The sequence below is a fragment of the Streptomyces sp. NPDC048424 genome (assembly GCF_040651555.1).
In the GTDB taxonomy this organism is placed as follows: domain Bacteria; phylum Actinomycetota; class Actinomycetes; order Streptomycetales; family Streptomycetaceae; genus Streptomyces.
On record NZ_JBEZKE010000001.1, the window covers coordinates 187,026 to 203,717 of the forward strand.

Consider the following 16,692-nt stretch of genomic DNA (forward strand, 5'->3'; position numbering starts at 1 on the left):
CGCGTACGACGCTTCTCGGGGAAGGGACGTCCTACGCGCCGATGCGGACCAGCGCGAGCGTGATGTTGTCGGGGCCACCGGCGTCGATGGCGGCCCGCCACAGCTCGAAGGCGGCCCTGCCGTCGTCGTGGACCAGCAGCAGGTCCGCGATCTCCTCGTCCGGCACCGGGTCGGTCAGCCCGTCGCTGCACACCAGGTAGCGGTCGCCCTCGGTCAGCTCGAAGGCCGCCATGTGGGGCGCGATCGCGTGGTAGCCGCGGCTGCCGCCGAGGGTCTGGGTCACGGCCGACGTGGTGCGGTGTCCGGGGGCCGGCGGCGGGCTGTCGTCGACGCTGACCTGGTGCAGGCCGTCCGGCGCCGCGCGGAACACCTTGCTGTCGCCGACGTTGAACACCACCAGGGACTCCTGCAGGACGAGGGCGCCGGCGATCGTGGTGCCCATGGCGACCAGGTCCGGCCGGCCGTCGGTGGCCGAGTGCACGGCGTGGTTGCAGCGGCGCAGTGCGTCACCGAGGGCGTCCTCGCCGTCGAGCTCGGCGCCGAGCGAGGCGAGGTGGCGTACGACCAGCTCGCTGGCCACCTCGCCGGCCGGCTGCCCGCCGAGCCCGTCGGCGACGGCGACGACGAGCGGTCTGCCGAAGGGGAAGAGCAGGGTCTGGGGGTTCTGGGTCACGGTCCCGCACAGGGTCCACGGGCCGACGACGAGGCTGTCCTCGTTGCGTTCGCGCACCAGCCCGACATGACTCAGGGCGGTCACAGCTATGTAGGGCACGTCGATGACCCGCCTCTCGGCAACGGCAACGGCAGACGCGTACCTCACCCCCATTGTCGCGCCGTCCCGGCATGCGGGGCGCGGGCTGCCGGAGCACGCTGGTCGTGGAGCCGTCTGTTCGCCGACCGGCGGCCCGGCCAGGAAGGACTGGAGATGTTCGCGAGGCTGAGCACCTACCAGGGATCACCGGTCCCCGCGGGGGGAGACCTGACCGCGAGTTCGGAGGCGGTCGTCCGCCAGGTCCAGGACGTTCCGGGTTTCCGGGGCGTCTACTACCTCGTCGACCGGGCCACGGGGGAGGCCAAGACGCTGACGTTGTGGGACGACGAGCACACCATGCGGGACAGCGAGGAAGAGGCCGCCCGCATCCGCGAGGAGACGGCGCAACGGGAGGGCCAGCGGATCGTCTCCGTCGAACACTTCGAGGTGGGCTTCAGCCACCTCCAGCCGTAGCGCGGACCGGAGACGAGGGCCGGCTACGGGGAACCAGCTTCCAGAGCACCAGGTACGAGGAGCGATGGCCATGGGCAAGCTCTCGATCGACCAGTTGCGCGAACGGGTCCGCGGGGCGGTCGTCACGCCCGGCGACGCGGCCTACGACGAGGCCCGCAAGGTCAACAACGCCATGATCGACCGGAGGCCGGCCGCCGTCGTGCGCTGCGCCAACGCGGGCGACGTCATGGCCACCGTCGAGTTCGCCCGCGAGAACGGGCTCGATCTGGCGGTGCGCGGCGGCGGGCACAGCGTGCCCGGCTTCGGCACCTGCGACGACGGCGTGGTCGCCGACCTGTCCGGGATGCGCGGGGTCCGCGTGGACGCGGCGCGCCGGACGGCGCGCGCGGAGGGCGGCGCTACCTGGGGCGACTTCAACGCGGCGACGTACGCCTACGGGCTGGCCACCACCGGCGGGATCATCTCGACCACCGGGATCGGCGGGCTCACGCTCGGCGGCGGCATCGGCTACCTGTGCCGCGGAATGGGTCTGAGCTGCGACAACCTGATCTCGGCGGATGTGGTGACCGCGGACGGACGGCTGCTCGTGGCGAGCGAGGAGGAGAACGCCGACCTCTTCTGGGCGCTGCGCGGCGGCAGCGGCAACTTCGGCGCGGTGACCTCCTTCGAGTACCGGCTCGGGCCGGTCAAGGACATCTACGGCGGGCCGATGCTGTTCGAGCTGGAGGACGCCGCCACCGTCCTGCGCTCCTTCGCGGACCACATCGCCGACGCCCCGGAGGAGCTGGGCGGGTTCCCGGCCTTCCAGATCGCCCCGCCGCTGCCCTTCATCCCGGAGGACCGGCACGGCGAGCCGTTCGCGCTGATCGTGGCCTGCTGGGCGGGGCCGGTCGACGAGGGGCCGCGGGCCCTGGAGGCCTTCCACGACTTCGCGCCGGTGGTCGCCGAGCACGTGGGTCCCATGCCGTACCCCGCGCTCAACAGCGCCTTCGACGCGCTCGTGCCGCCCGGACTCCAGCACTACTGGAAGGCCAACTTCGTCACCGAGCTCACCGACGAGGCGATCGCGGCGCACCTGGAGCACGCCCCGCGCCTGCCCGCCGTGAACTCGACGGTCCACATCTACCCGGTCAACGGCGCATGCCACCGCGTCGCCCCGGACGCGACGGCCTACGCCTACCGCGACGCCTCGTTCGCCACCGTCATCGCCGGCATGTGGCCGGACCCCGCCGACAACGAGGCCAACATCGCCTGGGTCCGGGACTACTACGAGGCCACGGCCCCGCACTCCGAGGAGGGCGGCTACATCAACTTCATGGCCGATGACGACCAGGACCGCATCCGGGCCAACTACAAGGGGAACTACGACCGGCTGGCCGAGGTGAAGCGGACCTACGACCCGGGGAACCTGTTCCACCTGAACCAGAACATCAAGCCGTAGCGGGGGCCGCTGCCGTCCGGAGTCATGCGGATGCGGAATGTCATGGGATCTGCATATTTTGGCAGGTGTACCGGAAGATCCCGTACTTCTGGTTTGTCTGACTGAGGAAGGCCCCCATGAAGCGTTTCCCGGTGATCGGTCTGCTCTGCGTCAGCGTGGCTTTCGGTCTCTCCGCCTGCTCCGACGACAGTTCGTCGCCCGAGGAGCAGGCCACCGAGGCCGCAGCGGACCTCTGCACCGACCTGACCGCGCTGAAGGCCGACAACGCCAAGCTGAAGGCCCTGAACCCCGCCACCGCGACCAAGGACCAGGTCAAGGAGGCCTACGACGCCGTCCAGGACGACTGGAGCGGGGTCAAGGAGAACGTGAGCAAGCTGAAGGACGCCGAGAAGGCGGCGGTCCAGTCGGCCGCCGAGAACCTCAAGAAGGGCTACGAGGACCTGCCGGGCGACACCACCGGCAAGGACGCCCTCACCCAGCTCCAGCCGCAGATCCAGCAGCTGGACGAGGCCACGACGGCGGCCTCCACCGGTCTCAAGTGCTGACGGCGTGACCGAGCGGGACCCCGGCCGGCTCCCCGGCCGGGGTCCCGCGCCGTACGTTCACGAGTCGTACGTTCCCGCGCCGTACGCTCACGAGTCCTCGTCCGGATCGACGGGCCCCGTCCCCTTCCGGCGCATCCCGATCCTGACCGCGCCGAAGAGCGCCTGCGCGATCACGCCCACCAGGAGCAGGTCGGCGAGCATCTGCGCGGTGGTCAGCACGCGGGCGGTCTGCGTGACGGGTGCGATGTCCCCGAAGCCCACGGTCGCGAACACCGTGACCGTGAAGTAGAGGGCGTCCGTCCGGTTCAGTGACTCCGAGAACGATCCCGGGTTCCCCTCGGCGAGCAGGTAGTACGTCACGGAGAAGAGCACCAGGAACAGCGGCACGCCGGTGGCCAGCACCTCCAGGGCCCGCAGCCGCGGGTGCTGCGCGCGGGCGACGACGGCGACCTGCCAGACCACCAGGAAGCCGAAGAGGCCCAGCCCCACCACGAGCGTCACGACGGTGCGGACCCCGAACACGCCGTCCAGGGGCGCCAGGTAGTACAGCGTCGTGATCAGGACGGTCGAGGCCGCGGAGCGGAGCAGACAGCCCAGCAGGGCGCGCCGGCGCTCCCCGGGTCTTGCGGTGGTGGTGCCGTCCATGGACCACTCCTCGCGCAGCCGGGCGGAGCCCCCCGGCCATTGCAGCACCCGCCGCCGCGCCCCGCATCTCCGCGAGCGGGGGCGGGGGCCGCCCGTGTCAAGGCAGTGCCACGGGCGTCCAGATGAGCGGATACGCGGCGCTCCCGGTGCGCTCGGCCCAGTCGAGCCGCTCCCGTACGACGGCCCGCCGGCCCTCGGGGCTCTCCCGCGCCAGCCGGCCGAGGAGGTCGCGCACGCGGCGCAGGGCCATCGGGGAGTGCTCGGCGGCGAAGAGGAGGTCGTCGAAGGCCGTCCGGACGTACTGCTCCCAGTCGGGGACGGGGACCGTCACCCGCACCCGGCCGGCCCCGTCGGTGAACCGGCCGAAGTCCAGCTCCCGGTCGGCGAGGCGGGTGAGCAGGTCCTCCAGGCGGTCCACGGCCTCCACCGCCGTCGCCGGATCGTTGACGGCGGGGGAGAGCGCGCGCAGCGCGATGTCGACCAGGAGCCTGAACGGCAGCTCGGGATCCTGGTCGAAGGTGCGTTCCACGCCGGTGATCACGGCCTCGCGCACGACCTCCTCGGTCAGTTCGGCGCCCGTCACCTCGGCCAGGGCCATGCCCCGCGAGAGGGTCCGGCCGGGCGTGACCCGGAAGTCGATCGCGCAGTCGTGCCGCCGGGCCACCGCCACCAGGGCGTGTACGTCGATCTGCTGGACCACGGTCACCGGCCCGGACCAGCGCACGGTGGAGGTGGCGCCGGTCCCCGGGGGAGGCGCCGCCGGGGCCGTGCGGCCGGGGACGTACGGCCGCACGTAGAGCGTGTCGTACGACCGGTGGGCGCGGGTGGCGATCGCGGTGAGCGAGTGGGCGAGCTGGATCGAGTCGAACGCCTTCGTCTGCAGCGTCCTCATCTGGGCGAGGGAGACCAGCGTGAGGACCATGGCGGTGCAGGGGAGGAGGGCCGAGACCTGGTCGCGGGCGCCGATGGCGAGCCCCGCGGCGACGCAGAAGACGAAGACCCCGACGGCGAAGGCGAAGGCGCGCCAGACGATCGGTTCGTCGCGGAAGAACGCGAGGCGCGGGGTGAAGGTGGTCGCGGAGAACTGCACGACCAGGAACAGCATCGAGTAGATGATGCTCACCAGGCCGATGACGCCGAACCCGACCGAGAACAGCATGGTCGCCACGCGTCCGGCCTCCACCTGCGGTCCCACGTCGGCCATGGGGGCCAGCAGCCCCAGCGCCAGCCCGCCGAGCGCGCAGATCAGCTGGGTCACGTCCCGGCGCATCGCGCGCGTCGGCCGTTGGAACATGCGGCCAAGCCCCCTCACGGTCACGGTCACGGGTTGGGTCACGTGTTGCGGGTCACCTGTTGCGGGTCATGGGAGGGATGCAATCACGGGAGTGACGGGACCGGGCGGTGAAATGCCGGATATGCGATGTTCTCTGTTTCTCGTGGAAGGGTGGTCACCGACGTCGGCAACCGTCCCCGTGAGGAGTGCACCGTGTCCGGTCCGGAGGCCACCGCGCGCCGGCTCCGCCTGCCCCCGTGGATGCACAAGCACACGCCGCTGCTGACCCGGACCCTTGAACAGCTCGCCAGTGTCAAGGTCCTGGACTGCGCGTTCAGACTGGCCGCGCAGGCCTTCCTCGGCGCGGTCCCGGCCCTCTTCGTCATGGGCGCCCTCGCACCCGACTGGCTCCAGAAGCAGCTGGTCTCGTCCATCCGGGCCACGCTCGGGCTCCAGGACGCCGCCCTGGACCAGGTGCGGCAGGTGTACTCCGCCACCGATTCCACCGCCACCGCGAGCACCGGCGCGGTGGGCGTCGTGGTGACGCTGATCTCGGCCACCGCCTGCAGCCGCGCCCTGCAGATGACCTGCGAGCGCTCCTGGCACCTGCCCAAGGCCAAGGCCCGGCTCGCGGCCTGGCGGTGGCTGGCCTGGCTCCTCGTCTGGCTGACCGCCCTGCTCTTCCAGGGGCCGGTCCAGAGCGCCTTCGGGGCCGGTCCGGTCGGCGGCTTCCTGCTCGCCGTGGTCAGCGGCACGCTGCTGTGGTGGTGGACCCAGCACCTGCTGCTCGGCGGCCGGATCCCGTGGCTGCCGCTGCTGCCCGGCGCGGTACTGGCCGGGACGGGGGAGCAGCTGCTGTCCGTGGTGTCGAGGATCTACATGCCGCACGCCGTGGAGCGCAGCATGCGGCAGTTCGGCAGCCTCGGGTCGGTCTTCGCCCTGATGTCCTGGCTGATCGTGCTGTTCGTCGTCCTCACGCTCGCCATCGCCGTCGGGTACGTGGTGGCCCGCGAGCCCCTGCCGGCCCGCTGGCTCGGTACCGCGCCGCCGGACCGCGAGGCCGGTGCCTCCGGGGGAGACGGGGTCACGAGGCGAGGGTGAACTCGCCGACCAGCCGCACGAATTCGTCCTCCTTCTCGAAGAACGCGACGTGCCCCGCGTCGATCTCGGCGTACGTGCTGTGCGCGATCGCCCGGTGCAGGGCGCGGCTGTTCTCCACCGGGACGGTGAGGTCCCGGGCGGCGCCGATGACGAGCGTCTCGGCCTGGATGCGCGGCAGCAGCTCGCGGATGTCGATGCGGGTGTCGAGGTCGACGTGGCGCAGGGTGCCGGGGGTGGCCGGCATGTTGGGGATCAGGAGTTCCATCTGCTCGCGGCCGATCGAGTTGAGGAAGCCGCGGCTGAAGCCGGTCATGGCGACGGAGCGGCCGAAGGCGGCCGGGTCGGAGACGCCGATCTGCTTCCACAGGGTGAAGAGGTTGCGCAGGTACTCGTCGCCCTCGGTGTGGGCCCATCCGGCGACCAGGACCAGGCGGCGGACGAGGTCGGGGCGGAGGGCGGCGACGGCGGCGGACACCGGCGCGCCCATGGAGAAGCCCAGCAGGTCCACCGGGCCGCCGCCCGCGTCCTCGATCACGGCGATGACCTGCGCGGCCAGACCCTCCACGGTCAGCGGGGCCCCGTCGTCCGTGGTGCGGTCGGTGCCGGACAGGTCGGGGGTGATCACGGTGTGTCCGGCGGTGAAACGGGGCAGGGTCCGGCCCCAGTTCACGGCGGAGCCGCCCGATCCGGTGCCGTGGACGAGGACGAGCGCGGGGCCCGTACCGGAGCCGGAGCGCTCGTAGTGGACCCGGGCTCCGGCGACGCTCACGGTGGCGGCGAGGGTGGTGGCGGGGGCGGGGGCGGTGGCGGTGGCGGTGGCGGACATGGCTTCTCCTCAAGCGCGGTGTGCGGTGTCGCGGTGGGTGCCGGGAGGTGTTCCGCTCCGGCTCCGCCCACATTGCCGCCGCGCCGCGAGGGGCGGCAGAGCCCCGCCGAACCTGGGACCGGGGATCCCTGGTTACGGCGCGGACCTGGCGGCAGGATGATCCACATGACGATCGACCGCCGTGAACTCGCCGATTTCCTCCGCCGCTCGCGCGAGCGCGTGCGCCCTCAGGAGGCGGGTCTGGTCGCCGGACCCCGGCGGCGCACGCCCGGGCTGCGGCGCGAGGAGGTCGCGCAGCTGGCGGGCATGTCGGCCGACTACTACGTCCGGCTGGAGCAGGCCCGCGGCCCGCAGCCGTCACCGCAGATGCTGTCCGCGCTCGCCCGCGCCCTGCGGCTCAGCGACGACGCGCGCGACCACCTGCACCTGCTCGCCGGGCACCGCCCGCCCGCCGGGCGGGTCGCCGGCGACCAGGTCGGCGCCGGCCTCCTGCACCTGCTGGACCAGCTGCCCGGCACCCCCGCGCAGGTCCTCAGCGACCTCGGCGACGTCCTGGCCCAGAACGAGATGGCCCGCGCCCTGCTCGGCGGCGTGTGCACGGTGTCCGAACACGGCCGCAACGTGATCTGGCGCTGGTTCGCCGACCCGGCCGCGCGGGACGCGTACCCGGCCGAGGAACACGAGCGGTACAGCCGGGTGCACGTCGCGGACCTGCGGGCGGCCGTCGGCCGGCGGGTCTCGGACCCGGCCGCCACCCGGCTGGTGGAGCGCCTGCGGGAAGCCAGCGAGGAGTTCACCGCGCTGTGGGAACTGCACGAGGTCGCCGTCCGCCGCCACAGCCGGATGCGCGTGATCCACCCGGTCGTCGGCCCCGTCGACCTCGACTGCCAGGTCCTCCTCGCCCCGGAGGGCGAGCAGCGCCTCGTCCTGCTCACGCCCCCGCCCGGCACGGACACGGCCGACCGCCTCGCCCTCCTCCGGGTCGTCGGCACGGAGCAGTTCACGCCGGCCGGCTGACCGGCCGGCTGATCCGGCCGGTCAGGCGCGGCCGCGGCCGGCCGGGCCGACGACGGCGAACAGGGCGCCGTCGGGGTCGCGCAGGGTGACCTCGTGGGGGAAGAGACCGGAGTCGGCCGCGGAGCCGGTCACGGGATCGGGCACGGGACGGTGCACGGAGACGGTGCTGCCGCCCAGGCCGGTGGCCGCCTTCACAGCGGTCTCCACATCGGGCACCCGGAAGTGGACGTGCCAGCGCGGCCGCAGGCTCGGATCGGGGGCCGCCGCGAGGCTCCCGCCGTGCAGCCGGGCCACCGTCCGGCCGGCGTGGCGCAGCTGGATGCGGTTGTTCGCCTCCACGTAGGCGACCTCGCAGCACCCGCTCTGCCCACAGGCCCACTCCAGGACCTCGCCGTAGAAGATGGCGGCGTCGAAGGCGTCCCGGGTGCGCAGTTCGAGCCAGGCCGGGGCGGCCTCCCCGCCCATGCCCCAGTCGGGGATGGCGTCCCCCTGCCAGATCCCGAACACGGCCCCGTCGCGGTCGGAGGCGAGCGCCGCCCGGCCGGTGCCGAAGGCCAGGGGGCCGACGGCGACGGTTCCGCTGCGTTCGCGGATGCGCGCCGCCGTGACGTCGGCGTCGTCCACGGCGAAGTACGGGGTCCAGGCGACGGGGGCCTTGACCGCCGGGGGCAGGGCGCCGATCCCGGCCACCGGCACCCCCTCGCTGAAGCCGACGGTGAACCCCTCCCCGAGCCGGGCCGCGCCGAACTGCCAGCCGAGGACCGCACCGTAGAACGCCTGCGAGGCGCCCGGGTCGCGGGCCATCAGGCTGACCCAGCAGGGTGCGCCGAACGTCTCGTGACTCGATGTCGACACGCCTGTCCACCCCATCCGCTGGTGCGCCCCCGGGAGCCCCGTTCCTTCGGGCACATCCTCGTCCCGTCACCCGGCCGCCCCGGGGCGACACGGCGTACGGGCACCCGGGCGGCGCAGCGCGGCGGGAACCGGGAAGGGGCCCGGCGGCGGCCTAGTCGATGCCGGAGGGGAGGGCGAGGCCGGCGTAGATCTGGTTGAGCAGGGTGGGCAGCATGGCCTGGGCGGTGGTGCGGCCGTCGGGCGACAGGGTCAGGTTCGTCCAGACGACGAGCGTGACGTCGTTGACCGGGTCGTGGCCGATGAAGGAGTTGAAGCCGGGGAGTTCACCGCCGTGGTAGTACATCGACGCGTTCGGGCCGAACCGCTGGTGGGTGATGCCGTACCCGTACTTCTGCCCGTCGGTCGCGGCCGGGTCCTCGGACTGCGGGCTGTCCCGCCACTGCCGCTGGAACCCGGCGTTGAGGACCTTGCCCGTCACCAGGGCCCGGATCCACGTGGCCAGGTCGTCGGCGGTGGAGACGGCGCCGCCTGCGGCGTGGGCGTAGGAGGGGTTCTGGTGGGTGTAGTCGACGGGTCGCAGCTTTCCCGACCGTGCCGCCGCCCGGACGTCGGCGGGGTAGGGCTGGTCGACCAGGGCGTACGCCGTACTGCCGTACATGTAGCCGTGCGCGTACGGGCCGGGGAGGGAGGTGTCGACGAGGGCGGGAAGTGAGGTGCCCTTCAGGCCGAGCGGGGCGAACAGCCGGGTGCGGAACTGCTCGGCGAGGGGGCGTCCGCCGGCCTTCTCGGCGACGAGGCCCAGCAGCACGTAGTTGGTGTTGCTGTACTCGTAGGACGTGTCGGGTGCGAAGTTCGGCGGGCGCTTGAACGCGATGTCCAGCATTTCCCGCGGCGTCCGGGCCTTGCCCGGGTCGGCGTCCAGGGCCGCCGAGAGTTCGGGCGCGTTGGTGTAGTTGTAGAGCCCGCTGCGCATCTTCAGCAGTTCGGAGAGGGTGATGTGGTCGCCGTTCGGCACTCCGGCGACGTAGTCGGACACCGGGTCGTCCAGCCGGAGTCTGCCGTCCTGGGCGAGGAGGGTGATCAGCGCCGCGGTCATGGTCTTGGTGTTGGACGCGATCCGGAAGTGGTCGGCCGTGGTGGGCGGTGTGGTCGTGCCCAGCTCGGTCGTGCCGACCTGGGCCCGGAAGGTTCCCTGCGGCGTGCGGAGCAGGACGACCGCGCCCGGGACCTTGAGTTTCCTGGCCGCGCGCTCCACTGAGGACTGCAACGCGGCCGGATCGATGGGCTTCAGCGCCGAGGGGGTGGGGGCGGCGGAGGCGCTCGCCGTCGCGGTGGGCGTGGGCGCGGCCGACGGATCGGGGAGCGGCGCGGCGCCCGCTCCGGCGGGTAGGACGCAGCCCGCGATCAGCAGGGCCGCGCACGATGCCGGCACGGTCGTGCGGCGGGTGGTGCGCGCGTTCCTCATGCCGGCATCACAGCCAGGGGCGAAGGTATGAAAGCGAAGGGATCAAACGGACTACTGGTCGTATTTTACCGTTGCTGCGTCGTTCGCACCGAGGGAGTCGACGTCCTCCATGAAGCTCAGCATCCGGGCGTTGACCACGTCGGGGTGGTCGATCTGCGGTCCGTGGCCCGTCGCGGCGATGATCTCGGCGCGGGCGCCGGGGACCAGCCGCGGCACGCGCTCCAGCTGCCGCTGCGGGTGTACGAGCAGGCTGTGCCTGCCCATGATCAGGTAGAGCGGGGTCCGGATGGAGCGCAGGGCGTCCTCGGTCAGCGGCAGGGGGGCGGGGCGGCGGATCCGGTACGCGCGGGCGCCGAGCTGGATCCACTTGCGCATCTCGGGGATGGCGAGGACCGGCTGGTCCAGCCACTTGGCGAGCCGTGGGCGCAGCGCCTTGGGGGCGAAGGTGGCGAACAGGCTGATGAAGATCCAGACGAAGAAGCGCAGGCCCACCTTCTCCAGGCCGCCGGGGTCGAGGGCGGTGACCGAGGCGAGCCGCTCGGGGCGCCGGTGGGCCTGGTTGAGGACGAGCCAGCCGCCGTAGGAGGAGCCGACGAGGTGGACCTGGTCGAGGCCGAGCGCGTCGAGGGCCTCGTCCATCCACTGGGCGGCGCGCTCCGGCTGCCACATGGGCTCGCGGTGGACGCTGCGGCCGGCGTCGCCGGGGGTGTCGAGGGCGTAGACCGGGCGGTCGAGGCTGAGCCCGGGGGTGTTGGGGAACCACATGGCGGAGGAGTAGGCCGCGCCGTGGATCAGGACGATCGGCGTACGGGACTCGGCCGCCGGGTCCGTGGGTCCGTACCGGTAGACGTGCGTGGTGCCGAAGCTGGTCTCGACGTCCGTCTCGGAGCGGAGGGGCGCCCCCATCGCGAAGAGCACGTCGGCGGCGGCGAAGTAGCGGTCGCGCAGCTCGTCGTTCACGTAGCGGCCGACGTCACGGCGCGGGCGGGTCGTGTTCTCGGGCACGGGGCACCTCCGGGAAGAATCGTTCTTCGTGGTACGACCGTACCACGATCATGGTACGGCGGTATCATGAAGGCGTCCGGGGTGCCCGGACCACGGACTCGACCGAGGCGGAGACGACGGCAGATGCCGAAGCGCGTGGACCACGAGGAACGGCGCGCCCAGATCGCCGAGGCGCTCATCCAGGTCGCGGGGCGGCGCGGGCTGCACGCGGTCGGCATGCGGGACGTGGCCGCGGAGGCCGGCGTGTCCCTGCGCCTCGTGCAGTACTACTTCGAGACCAAGGAGAAGCTGCTCTTCTACGGACTCCAGCACCTGACCGACCGCTTCACCGCGCGGGTGGGCGCCCGCCTGGCCGCCGCCGGGCCGGACCCGGGCCCGCGCGCGACGATCGAGGCGCTGCTGCTGGCCTCCCTGCCGACCGACGAGGAGAGCCGCACCTTCCACCTCCTCTACAGCTCCTACTCGATCCTGTCCGTGACCGACGAGGCGCTGGCCGCCCAGCCCTTCATCGACAACCCCGACACCGCCGAGAACGCCCTGACCGGCCTGCTCGAACAGGCCAAGGCGGCGGGCCTGGCCGACCCCGGCATCGACGCGCGCACCGAGGCGATCAGCCTGCTCGCGATGACGGCGACCATGGGCACCAGCATCCTCGTGGGCCAGCGCGGCCCGGAGTCGGCCATCGCGGTGCTCCACCACCACCTGGACCGGATCTTCACACCTGCCGAGAGCCCGGCGGCGCCGTGAACCGTGGCCGCGGGCGGGCGGAGTGATCTGCCTCACAGGCTGTCACAGGGGGCCATCGGCCGCTGTCTACATGGCGAAAACCGAAGAGGCGAACCCCAAAAGGCGGAGGACACCATGGCTGAGAACTTCGATGTCGTCGTGATCGGCGGCGGGTACGCGGGTGTGATGGCGGCCAACCGGCTGACGCAGCGCGGCGACGTGCGCGTGACGCTGGTCAACCCGCGTGCGACCTTCGTCCACCGGGTCCGGCTGCACCAGCTGGTCGGCGGGACCGACAGCGCGGTCGTCGACTACCGCGAGGTCCTGGCCGACGGCGTGCGGCTGGTGGTCGACACCGTGGCGCGGATCGACGCGGCCGGGCGCAGTGTGGCGCTGGCGTCGGGTGGCGCGGTCGGCTACGACTACCTGGTCTACGCGGTGGGCAGCGGCAGCGCCGACCCGGGCGTGCCCGGGGCCGCGGAATTCGCCTACCCGCTCGGCACGTTGGAGGAGGCGCAGCGGCTGCGGCCGGTGCTCGACGACGCTCCCCTGTCGGCCGCGGTGACGGTGGTCGGAGCGGGTCCGACCGGCATCGAGACGGCCGCCGAACTGGCCGAGCGGGGGCGGGCGGTGACCCTCGTGTGCGGCGGGGTCCTCGGGCCGTACCTGCACGCCCGGGGCCGGCGCTCGGTGGCCGGGCGGCTGGCCGCGCTCGGGGTGAGCGTGCTCGACGGCCCCGGCGCGAAGGTGACGGCCGTGACGCGCGACGCCGTACGGCTCGCCGACGGCCGGACGCTGCCGAGCGAGGTGACGATCTGGACCGCCGGCTTCGCGGTGCCGGACCTGGCCGTGCGCAGCGGGCTGAGCACCGACGCCCAGGGGCGGCTGCTCACGGACGAGACGCTGACCAGCGTGGACGACGTACGCGTCATCGCGGCCGGCGACTCGGCCGCGCCGTCGGACCTGCCGCTGCGGATGAGCTGCCAGGCCGCGATGCCGATGGGCGCGCGGGCCGCCGACACGGTGCTCAGCCGGATCGCGGGCGAACGGCCCGAGACCCTCAACCAGTCCTTCGGCGCGCAGTGCATCAGCCTGGGCCGGCGCACCGGCATCTTCCAGTTCGGCAACCGGGCCGACGTCGCGGTGTGGTTCAACATCGACGGCCGCCTGGGCGCGAAGCTCAAGGAGGCGGTGTGCAAGGGCATCGTCAAGCACCTGGCCGAAGAGGCGCACAAGCCCGGCGGGTACGGCCTGCACCGCATCTCGGGCGGCCCCGGCCGCCAGCAGCGGCTGACGGCCAAGCGCGCCGGGGCCCCGGCCCCCACGGCCGAACGGGCCGCCTAGGTCCTGCCGGTGGAGGCCGTTCTGGGGATCGGCGGTGGCGATGTCAGCCGCGTCCTTCCTCCTCGGCCTCCATGTGCCGGATTCCCTCGTGGGTGAGGGTGACCATCGCGGGGGTGTTGCCCGGCTCCCAGTCGACGGTGATCAGACCTTCGCCCGCCAGGTAGGTGCAGGCGGCGGCCAGGTCCTGTTCGGGTACGTGGAGGTCGCGCCGTAGCTGTGCTCCGGTGAGGCCGAGGAGGCGGTTGCCCTCGACGGCCTCGTAGAGGACCTGGAGCACCTGTTCGCGGTAGGTCTTGCGTTCGCGCAGTGTGGCCATGACCGCGTCCTCTCGTGTGGCGGGGTGGCCCCGGGGCCCGTCGGCGCTCTCAGATCTCGTCGGAGTGGGCGCCGCTCCCGGTGGGGGTTCTGCTGGCGGCCAGCCAGGAGCGGACGGGGCCGGCGGGTGTGGCCGTGTCCACGGTGAGGTGGAGGCGGGTGTTGCCGTCGAGGGCGGGGTAGCTGCGCTGTTCCGTACCTGCGAAACACCGGCGCAGCGCCTCCGCGACCGCCCGGGCGGCTTCGGGGGTGTGCGCGATGATCCGTACCTCGGCGTGCCCGAGCGAGGGCAGTGTCTCGGTTCCTACGTACTTCACGTGGGCGTGGTTCCCTTCGGAGTGGGCGTGAGGCCGGCGGGTCGGGGCGCCGGGGCGCCCCGACCGCTGCCCCCGGTCGGAGGAAGTTCCGTTCCTCACCGGTCGGCATCCGTGTGGTGGGCTCGACGACCGGTGTCGTCCGGCAGGCCGGGAGGCCTCGGCAGGGGGTCACTGAAGCGGTACGCCTCGATCCGCGCGTCGTGCTGGGCGTTCAGCAGGTGGATCCAGCGCATTCCGACGCCGATCATGAGGATGACTACCGCGATGAGGACGATGGTCTCCATGGAACTCACCTCCAGGTGTTTCCGGGCAGCGGGAGCGCGCTTCGGCCCATCGGGTTCCCGAAGGGGGACATGCAGGCACCGCCTTCGCCCTCCCAGGTGGCTTCCCGGGTGGCTTCCCGGGTGCGGCCGTCCCGGAGGCGCCGCCCGATGACGGCCTCGTTGGCCATCAGGACGCCTGCGGTGAGGCAGCTGCCCGGGAGCGCGGCAGCGGCCATCAGCCGGGCCGCGGCCGCGGGCTCGGTCTCGGGCGGGACGACCAGGAGGTCCCAGCGGCCGACGGTGTAGGAGAGCAGGATCAGCTTGTCGGGGTCCTGTTCGGTGAACCAGCCGACGTGCACGGTGCGCCCGGCCACGGGAACCGTGTGCGGGATGACCGGCCAGCGGCCGGGGTTCACGCTGACGCGGGTGATGCGCCCCCAGGGCTCGTCCAGAGCGGCGGCGAGAGCCGGGAGCTCGGCCTCGAGGTCACGGGAGCGGGGCCACCAGGCGCCGTCCAGCAGACCGACGAGAGCGGTCTTCGGCGTGAGGGACAGGCGTGCCGGAACGAGGCGGGAAACCACGCCGGAGTCGGCGCGGTCAAGGGTCGTGGTCATGTCGCGGACCCGTCCCCGGGCCGTTCGCGAACGGCCCGGTGCAGTGATCGCCGGAAACGACGTCCGCGTGGGAGCGGGTGTGCGAAATACTCCCGGTCCTTTCACCGTACTCCGGTTCGAGGTCCGGGAAGGCGCTTGCGACCAGCGTATTTTCGGTGCCGACGGCGGGTCGCGCCTGCGCGTGCGAGGGCGCGCCGGTCAGAGCCCCTCGTCGTGCAGGTCCTCTTCGCGCAGCAGGTCGTCCTCGCGGCGGCGCGAGGTCTCCTTCTCCTTCTGGCCCGACTGCTGTCCCTTTTCGCGGGACTGCCTGCCCGGCTGAGGCTGCGCGGGGTCTCCGGGGCGCCGGTGCTCCTGCGCCTCGCGGCCCTTGCCCGGTTCCTGGCGCCTGTCCTGCCTACCGTCCATGACGGCGACTCCTCTTGCTGCGCGGGGTACGGCGTGCTCTCCCACCACGCTGACACGCGCCATGCCGGCCCGCACCATTTCGCCCCGGCGCCGCCCCGAACCGGCGATCCCGCCGCCGATGGACGGGCGCGCTCGTGGCGTGAAAAGGCTGTCCGAAAGTTGAAAGCATAGCCGTGGAACGATCACCGCACTATCATCCGATTTTGCTTGGGCTTGACCAGAAGCCCAGGTGAAAGCGATGCGGGGGAATCACATGCATCACCATTTGGGTCGGCTCGGAGTAGAAGAAAGGCAAGAACAGGCATACAGAGGCCTGTTGCGCTGTACACGGGCCACGCCCCACACCCTGGCGGTCCACCTCGGCTGTGACGACGCCGAGGCCGTGGCATCCGTGTTGAACACGCTCGTGGCCATGGGCATGGCCACCGCCGACGGGACGGAGGTCTACCGGCCGGTCGCCCCGAGCACGGTGGTGGCCCGGCTCGTCGAGCGGCGGCTCAAGGCCCTCCACGAGGAAATGCGGCACGTCTCGGAGACCCGGGACCTGCTGGAATCCCTGCTGCGCGAGCAGGAATTCGAGAACGAGGGCTTGTACGCCGACTCCCAGACCGACGCGCCGCTCATCGAACGGCTCGAAGGCCTGGTCAAAGTCCGGGAGAAACTCGACGAGTTGTCGTTCTTCTGCCGGACCGAACTGCTCTCCACCCAGCCGGGCGGACCGATGACGAAGGACAACATCGCCGCCGCCCGGCCGCTCACCGAGCAGTTGCTGCGGCGCGGGGTCGCGATGCGCACCATCGTGGAGAGCGGCGCCGTCGCCGACCTGGCCACCGCCGCCTACCTGCAGGAACTCACCACCAAGGGGGTAAGGATCCGGGTCGTGGAACGGACCGCCGAACGGCTGCTGATCTTCGACAGGCAGACCGCGCTGGCCCCCATCGACCCGAACGACTCGACGCTGGGCGCGGTGGCCGTCCGCGAGCCGGGCCTCGTCGGCGGCATGATCTCGCTCTTCGACCGGATCTGGGCCGAGAGCCGCGAGCTCGACGAGGTCGTCGGCAGCCCCGCGGGGGGCGAGGGCCCCGAGGGCGGGCTGTCCGAGCTGGAACGGCAGATCCTGGCCACCATGCAGATGGTCGACAAGGACGAGATCGGCGCGCGCGAGGTCGGCGTCTCCGTCCGCACCTATCGCAAGTACGTGGCCGCGCTCATGGGCCGGCTGGACGCGGCCAACCGCTTCCAGGCGGCGCTGCTGGCCCGCGACCGCGGCTGGATCTGACGGGGGTCGGATCCGGCGGGGCCGGGAACCC

At 72.4% G+C, this 16,692-nt stretch carries 20 protein-coding genes; 8 read left to right on the forward strand and 12 right to left on the reverse strand.

Annotated elements, in window-relative coordinates:
- Positions 1 to 31: 31 nt before the first annotated feature.
- Positions 32 to 772: a PP2C family serine/threonine-protein phosphatase gene (locus AB0D29_RS00905; RefSeq protein ID WP_362851442.1), complete on the reverse strand. Its 741-nt coding sequence runs from the start codon at positions 770 to 772 to the stop codon at positions 32 to 34.
- Between the two features lie 153 nt (positions 773 to 925).
- On the opposite strand from AB0D29_RS00905, the gene AB0D29_RS00910 reads away from it, so the two are divergent.
- The 3 genes from AB0D29_RS00910 (at position 926) to AB0D29_RS00920 (ending at position 3,211) form a co-directional block, all read left to right on the forward strand.
- Positions 926 to 1,225, forward strand: a complete 300-nt coding sequence (locus AB0D29_RS00910) for a hypothetical protein (protein ID WP_362851444.1) — start codon at positions 926 to 928, stop codon at positions 1,223 to 1,225.
- 70 nt (positions 1,226 to 1,295) lie between these two features.
- Positions 1,296 to 2,666, forward strand: coding sequence for an FAD-binding oxidoreductase (locus AB0D29_RS00915; protein WP_362851446.1), 1,371 nt, complete (start codon positions 1,296 to 1,298; stop codon positions 2,664 to 2,666).
- Between the two features lie 116 nt (positions 2,667 to 2,782).
- Entirely contained in the window at positions 2,783 to 3,211 is a 429-nt protein-coding gene (locus AB0D29_RS00920; RefSeq protein ID WP_362851448.1) for a hypothetical protein, read from the forward strand.
- Between the two features lie 87 nt (positions 3,212 to 3,298).
- Here the strand turns inward: AB0D29_RS00920 and AB0D29_RS00925 are convergent, their stop codons facing one another.
- Both AB0D29_RS00925 and AB0D29_RS00930 read right to left on the reverse strand, forming a co-directional pair.
- Complete coding sequence (locus AB0D29_RS00925; RefSeq protein WP_362851450.1) at positions 3,299 to 3,856, reverse strand: potassium channel family protein; 558 nt, start codon at positions 3,854 to 3,856, stop codon at positions 3,299 to 3,301.
- A gap of 97 nt (positions 3,857 to 3,953) precedes the next feature.
- The gene (locus AB0D29_RS00930; RefSeq protein ID WP_362851452.1) at positions 3,954 to 5,150 is read right to left on the reverse strand and encodes a DUF2254 family protein; all 1,197 of its coding nucleotides are present in this window, start codon (positions 5,148 to 5,150) and stop codon (positions 3,954 to 3,956) included.
- A 192-nt stretch (positions 5,151 to 5,342) separates the two neighbouring features.
- On the opposite strand from AB0D29_RS00930, the gene AB0D29_RS00935 reads away from it, so the two are divergent.
- Positions 5,343 to 6,230 (forward strand): YhjD/YihY/BrkB family envelope integrity protein, encoded by an 888-nt coding sequence (locus tag AB0D29_RS00935; RefSeq protein ID WP_362851454.1) that lies wholly within the window; start codon positions 5,343 to 5,345, stop codon positions 6,228 to 6,230.
- Here the strand turns inward: AB0D29_RS00935 and AB0D29_RS00940 are convergent.
- Positions 6,214 to 7,056, reverse strand: coding sequence for an alpha/beta hydrolase (locus tag AB0D29_RS00940; RefSeq protein ID WP_362851456.1), 843 nt, complete (start codon positions 7,054 to 7,056; stop codon positions 6,214 to 6,216). The two genes, AB0D29_RS00935 and AB0D29_RS00940, sit on opposite strands and share 17 nt — an antisense overlap.
- 156 nt (positions 7,057 to 7,212) lie before the next feature.
- Here AB0D29_RS00940 and AB0D29_RS00945 point away from each other — a divergent pair, with 156 nt between their 5' ends.
- Positions 7,213 to 8,073, forward strand: a complete 861-nt coding sequence (locus AB0D29_RS00945; protein ID WP_362851458.1) for a helix-turn-helix transcriptional regulator — start codon at positions 7,213 to 7,215, stop codon at positions 8,071 to 8,073.
- Positions 8,074 to 8,094: 21 nt separating this feature from the next.
- Here AB0D29_RS00945 and AB0D29_RS00950 read toward each other — a convergent pair whose 3' ends face one another.
- The 3 genes from AB0D29_RS00950 to AB0D29_RS00960 all read right to left on the reverse strand — a co-directional run bounded on the left by AB0D29_RS00950 (position 8,095) and on the right by AB0D29_RS00960 (position 11,398).
- Positions 8,095 to 8,877 carry a VOC family protein gene (locus AB0D29_RS00950; protein ID WP_362851794.1) on the reverse strand — a complete coding sequence of 261 codons (783 nt, stop codon included), beginning with the start codon at positions 8,875 to 8,877 and terminating at the stop codon, positions 8,095 to 8,097.
- A 202-nt stretch (positions 8,878 to 9,079) separates the two neighbouring features.
- On the reverse strand, positions 9,080 to 10,393 hold the full coding sequence (locus AB0D29_RS00955) for a serine hydrolase domain-containing protein (RefSeq protein WP_362851460.1): 1,314 nt from the start codon (positions 10,391 to 10,393) through the stop codon (positions 9,080 to 9,082).
- Positions 10,394 to 10,444: 51 nt separating this feature from the next.
- A complete protein-coding gene (locus AB0D29_RS00960; protein WP_362851461.1) occupies positions 10,445 to 11,398 on the reverse strand; it encodes an alpha/beta hydrolase in 954 nt (317 codons plus the stop codon).
- A gap of 123 nt (positions 11,399 to 11,521) precedes the next feature.
- Here AB0D29_RS00960 and AB0D29_RS00965 point away from each other — a divergent pair, with 123 nt between their 5' ends.
- Both AB0D29_RS00965 and AB0D29_RS00970 read left to right on the forward strand, forming a co-directional pair.
- Positions 11,522 to 12,145, forward strand: a complete 624-nt coding sequence (locus tag AB0D29_RS00965; RefSeq protein ID WP_362851463.1) for a TetR/AcrR family transcriptional regulator — start codon at positions 11,522 to 11,524, stop codon at positions 12,143 to 12,145.
- A 114-nt stretch (positions 12,146 to 12,259) separates the two neighbouring features.
- A complete protein-coding gene (locus AB0D29_RS00970) occupies positions 12,260 to 13,468 on the forward strand; it encodes an FAD-dependent oxidoreductase (RefSeq protein WP_362851465.1) in 1,209 nt (402 codons plus the stop codon).
- Positions 13,469 to 13,511: 43 nt separating this feature from the next.
- On the opposite strand, the gene AB0D29_RS00975 is transcribed toward AB0D29_RS00970, so the two are convergent.
- The 5 genes from AB0D29_RS00975 to AB0D29_RS00995 form a co-directional block, all read right to left on the reverse strand.
- Positions 13,512 to 13,784, reverse strand: a complete 273-nt coding sequence (locus tag AB0D29_RS00975) for a hypothetical protein (RefSeq protein WP_362851467.1) — start codon at positions 13,782 to 13,784, stop codon at positions 13,512 to 13,514.
- A gap of 49 nt (positions 13,785 to 13,833) precedes the next feature.
- The gene (locus AB0D29_RS00980) at positions 13,834 to 14,100 is read right to left on the reverse strand and encodes a hypothetical protein (RefSeq protein ID WP_362851469.1); all 267 of its coding nucleotides are present in this window, start codon (positions 14,098 to 14,100) and stop codon (positions 13,834 to 13,836) included.
- 95 nt (positions 14,101 to 14,195) lie between these two features.
- Entirely contained in the window at positions 14,196 to 14,384 is a 189-nt protein-coding gene (locus AB0D29_RS00985) for a hypothetical protein (RefSeq protein WP_362851471.1), read from the reverse strand.
- Positions 14,385 to 14,389: 5 nt separating this feature from the next.
- Entirely contained in the window at positions 14,390 to 14,977 is a 588-nt protein-coding gene (locus AB0D29_RS00990) for a DUF5994 family protein (protein ID WP_362851473.1), read from the reverse strand.
- A 198-nt stretch (positions 14,978 to 15,175) separates the two neighbouring features.
- Positions 15,176 to 15,382: a hypothetical protein gene (locus AB0D29_RS00995; RefSeq protein ID WP_362851475.1), complete on the reverse strand. Its 207-nt coding sequence runs from the start codon at positions 15,380 to 15,382 to the stop codon at positions 15,176 to 15,178.
- Positions 15,383 to 15,698: 316 nt separating this feature from the next.
- Here AB0D29_RS00995 and AB0D29_RS01000 point away from each other — a divergent pair, with 316 nt between their 5' ends.
- Positions 15,699 to 16,661, forward strand: a complete 963-nt coding sequence (locus AB0D29_RS01000; protein WP_362851477.1) for a helix-turn-helix transcriptional regulator — start codon at positions 15,699 to 15,701, stop codon at positions 16,659 to 16,661.
- Positions 16,662 to 16,692: the final 31 nt, after the last annotated feature.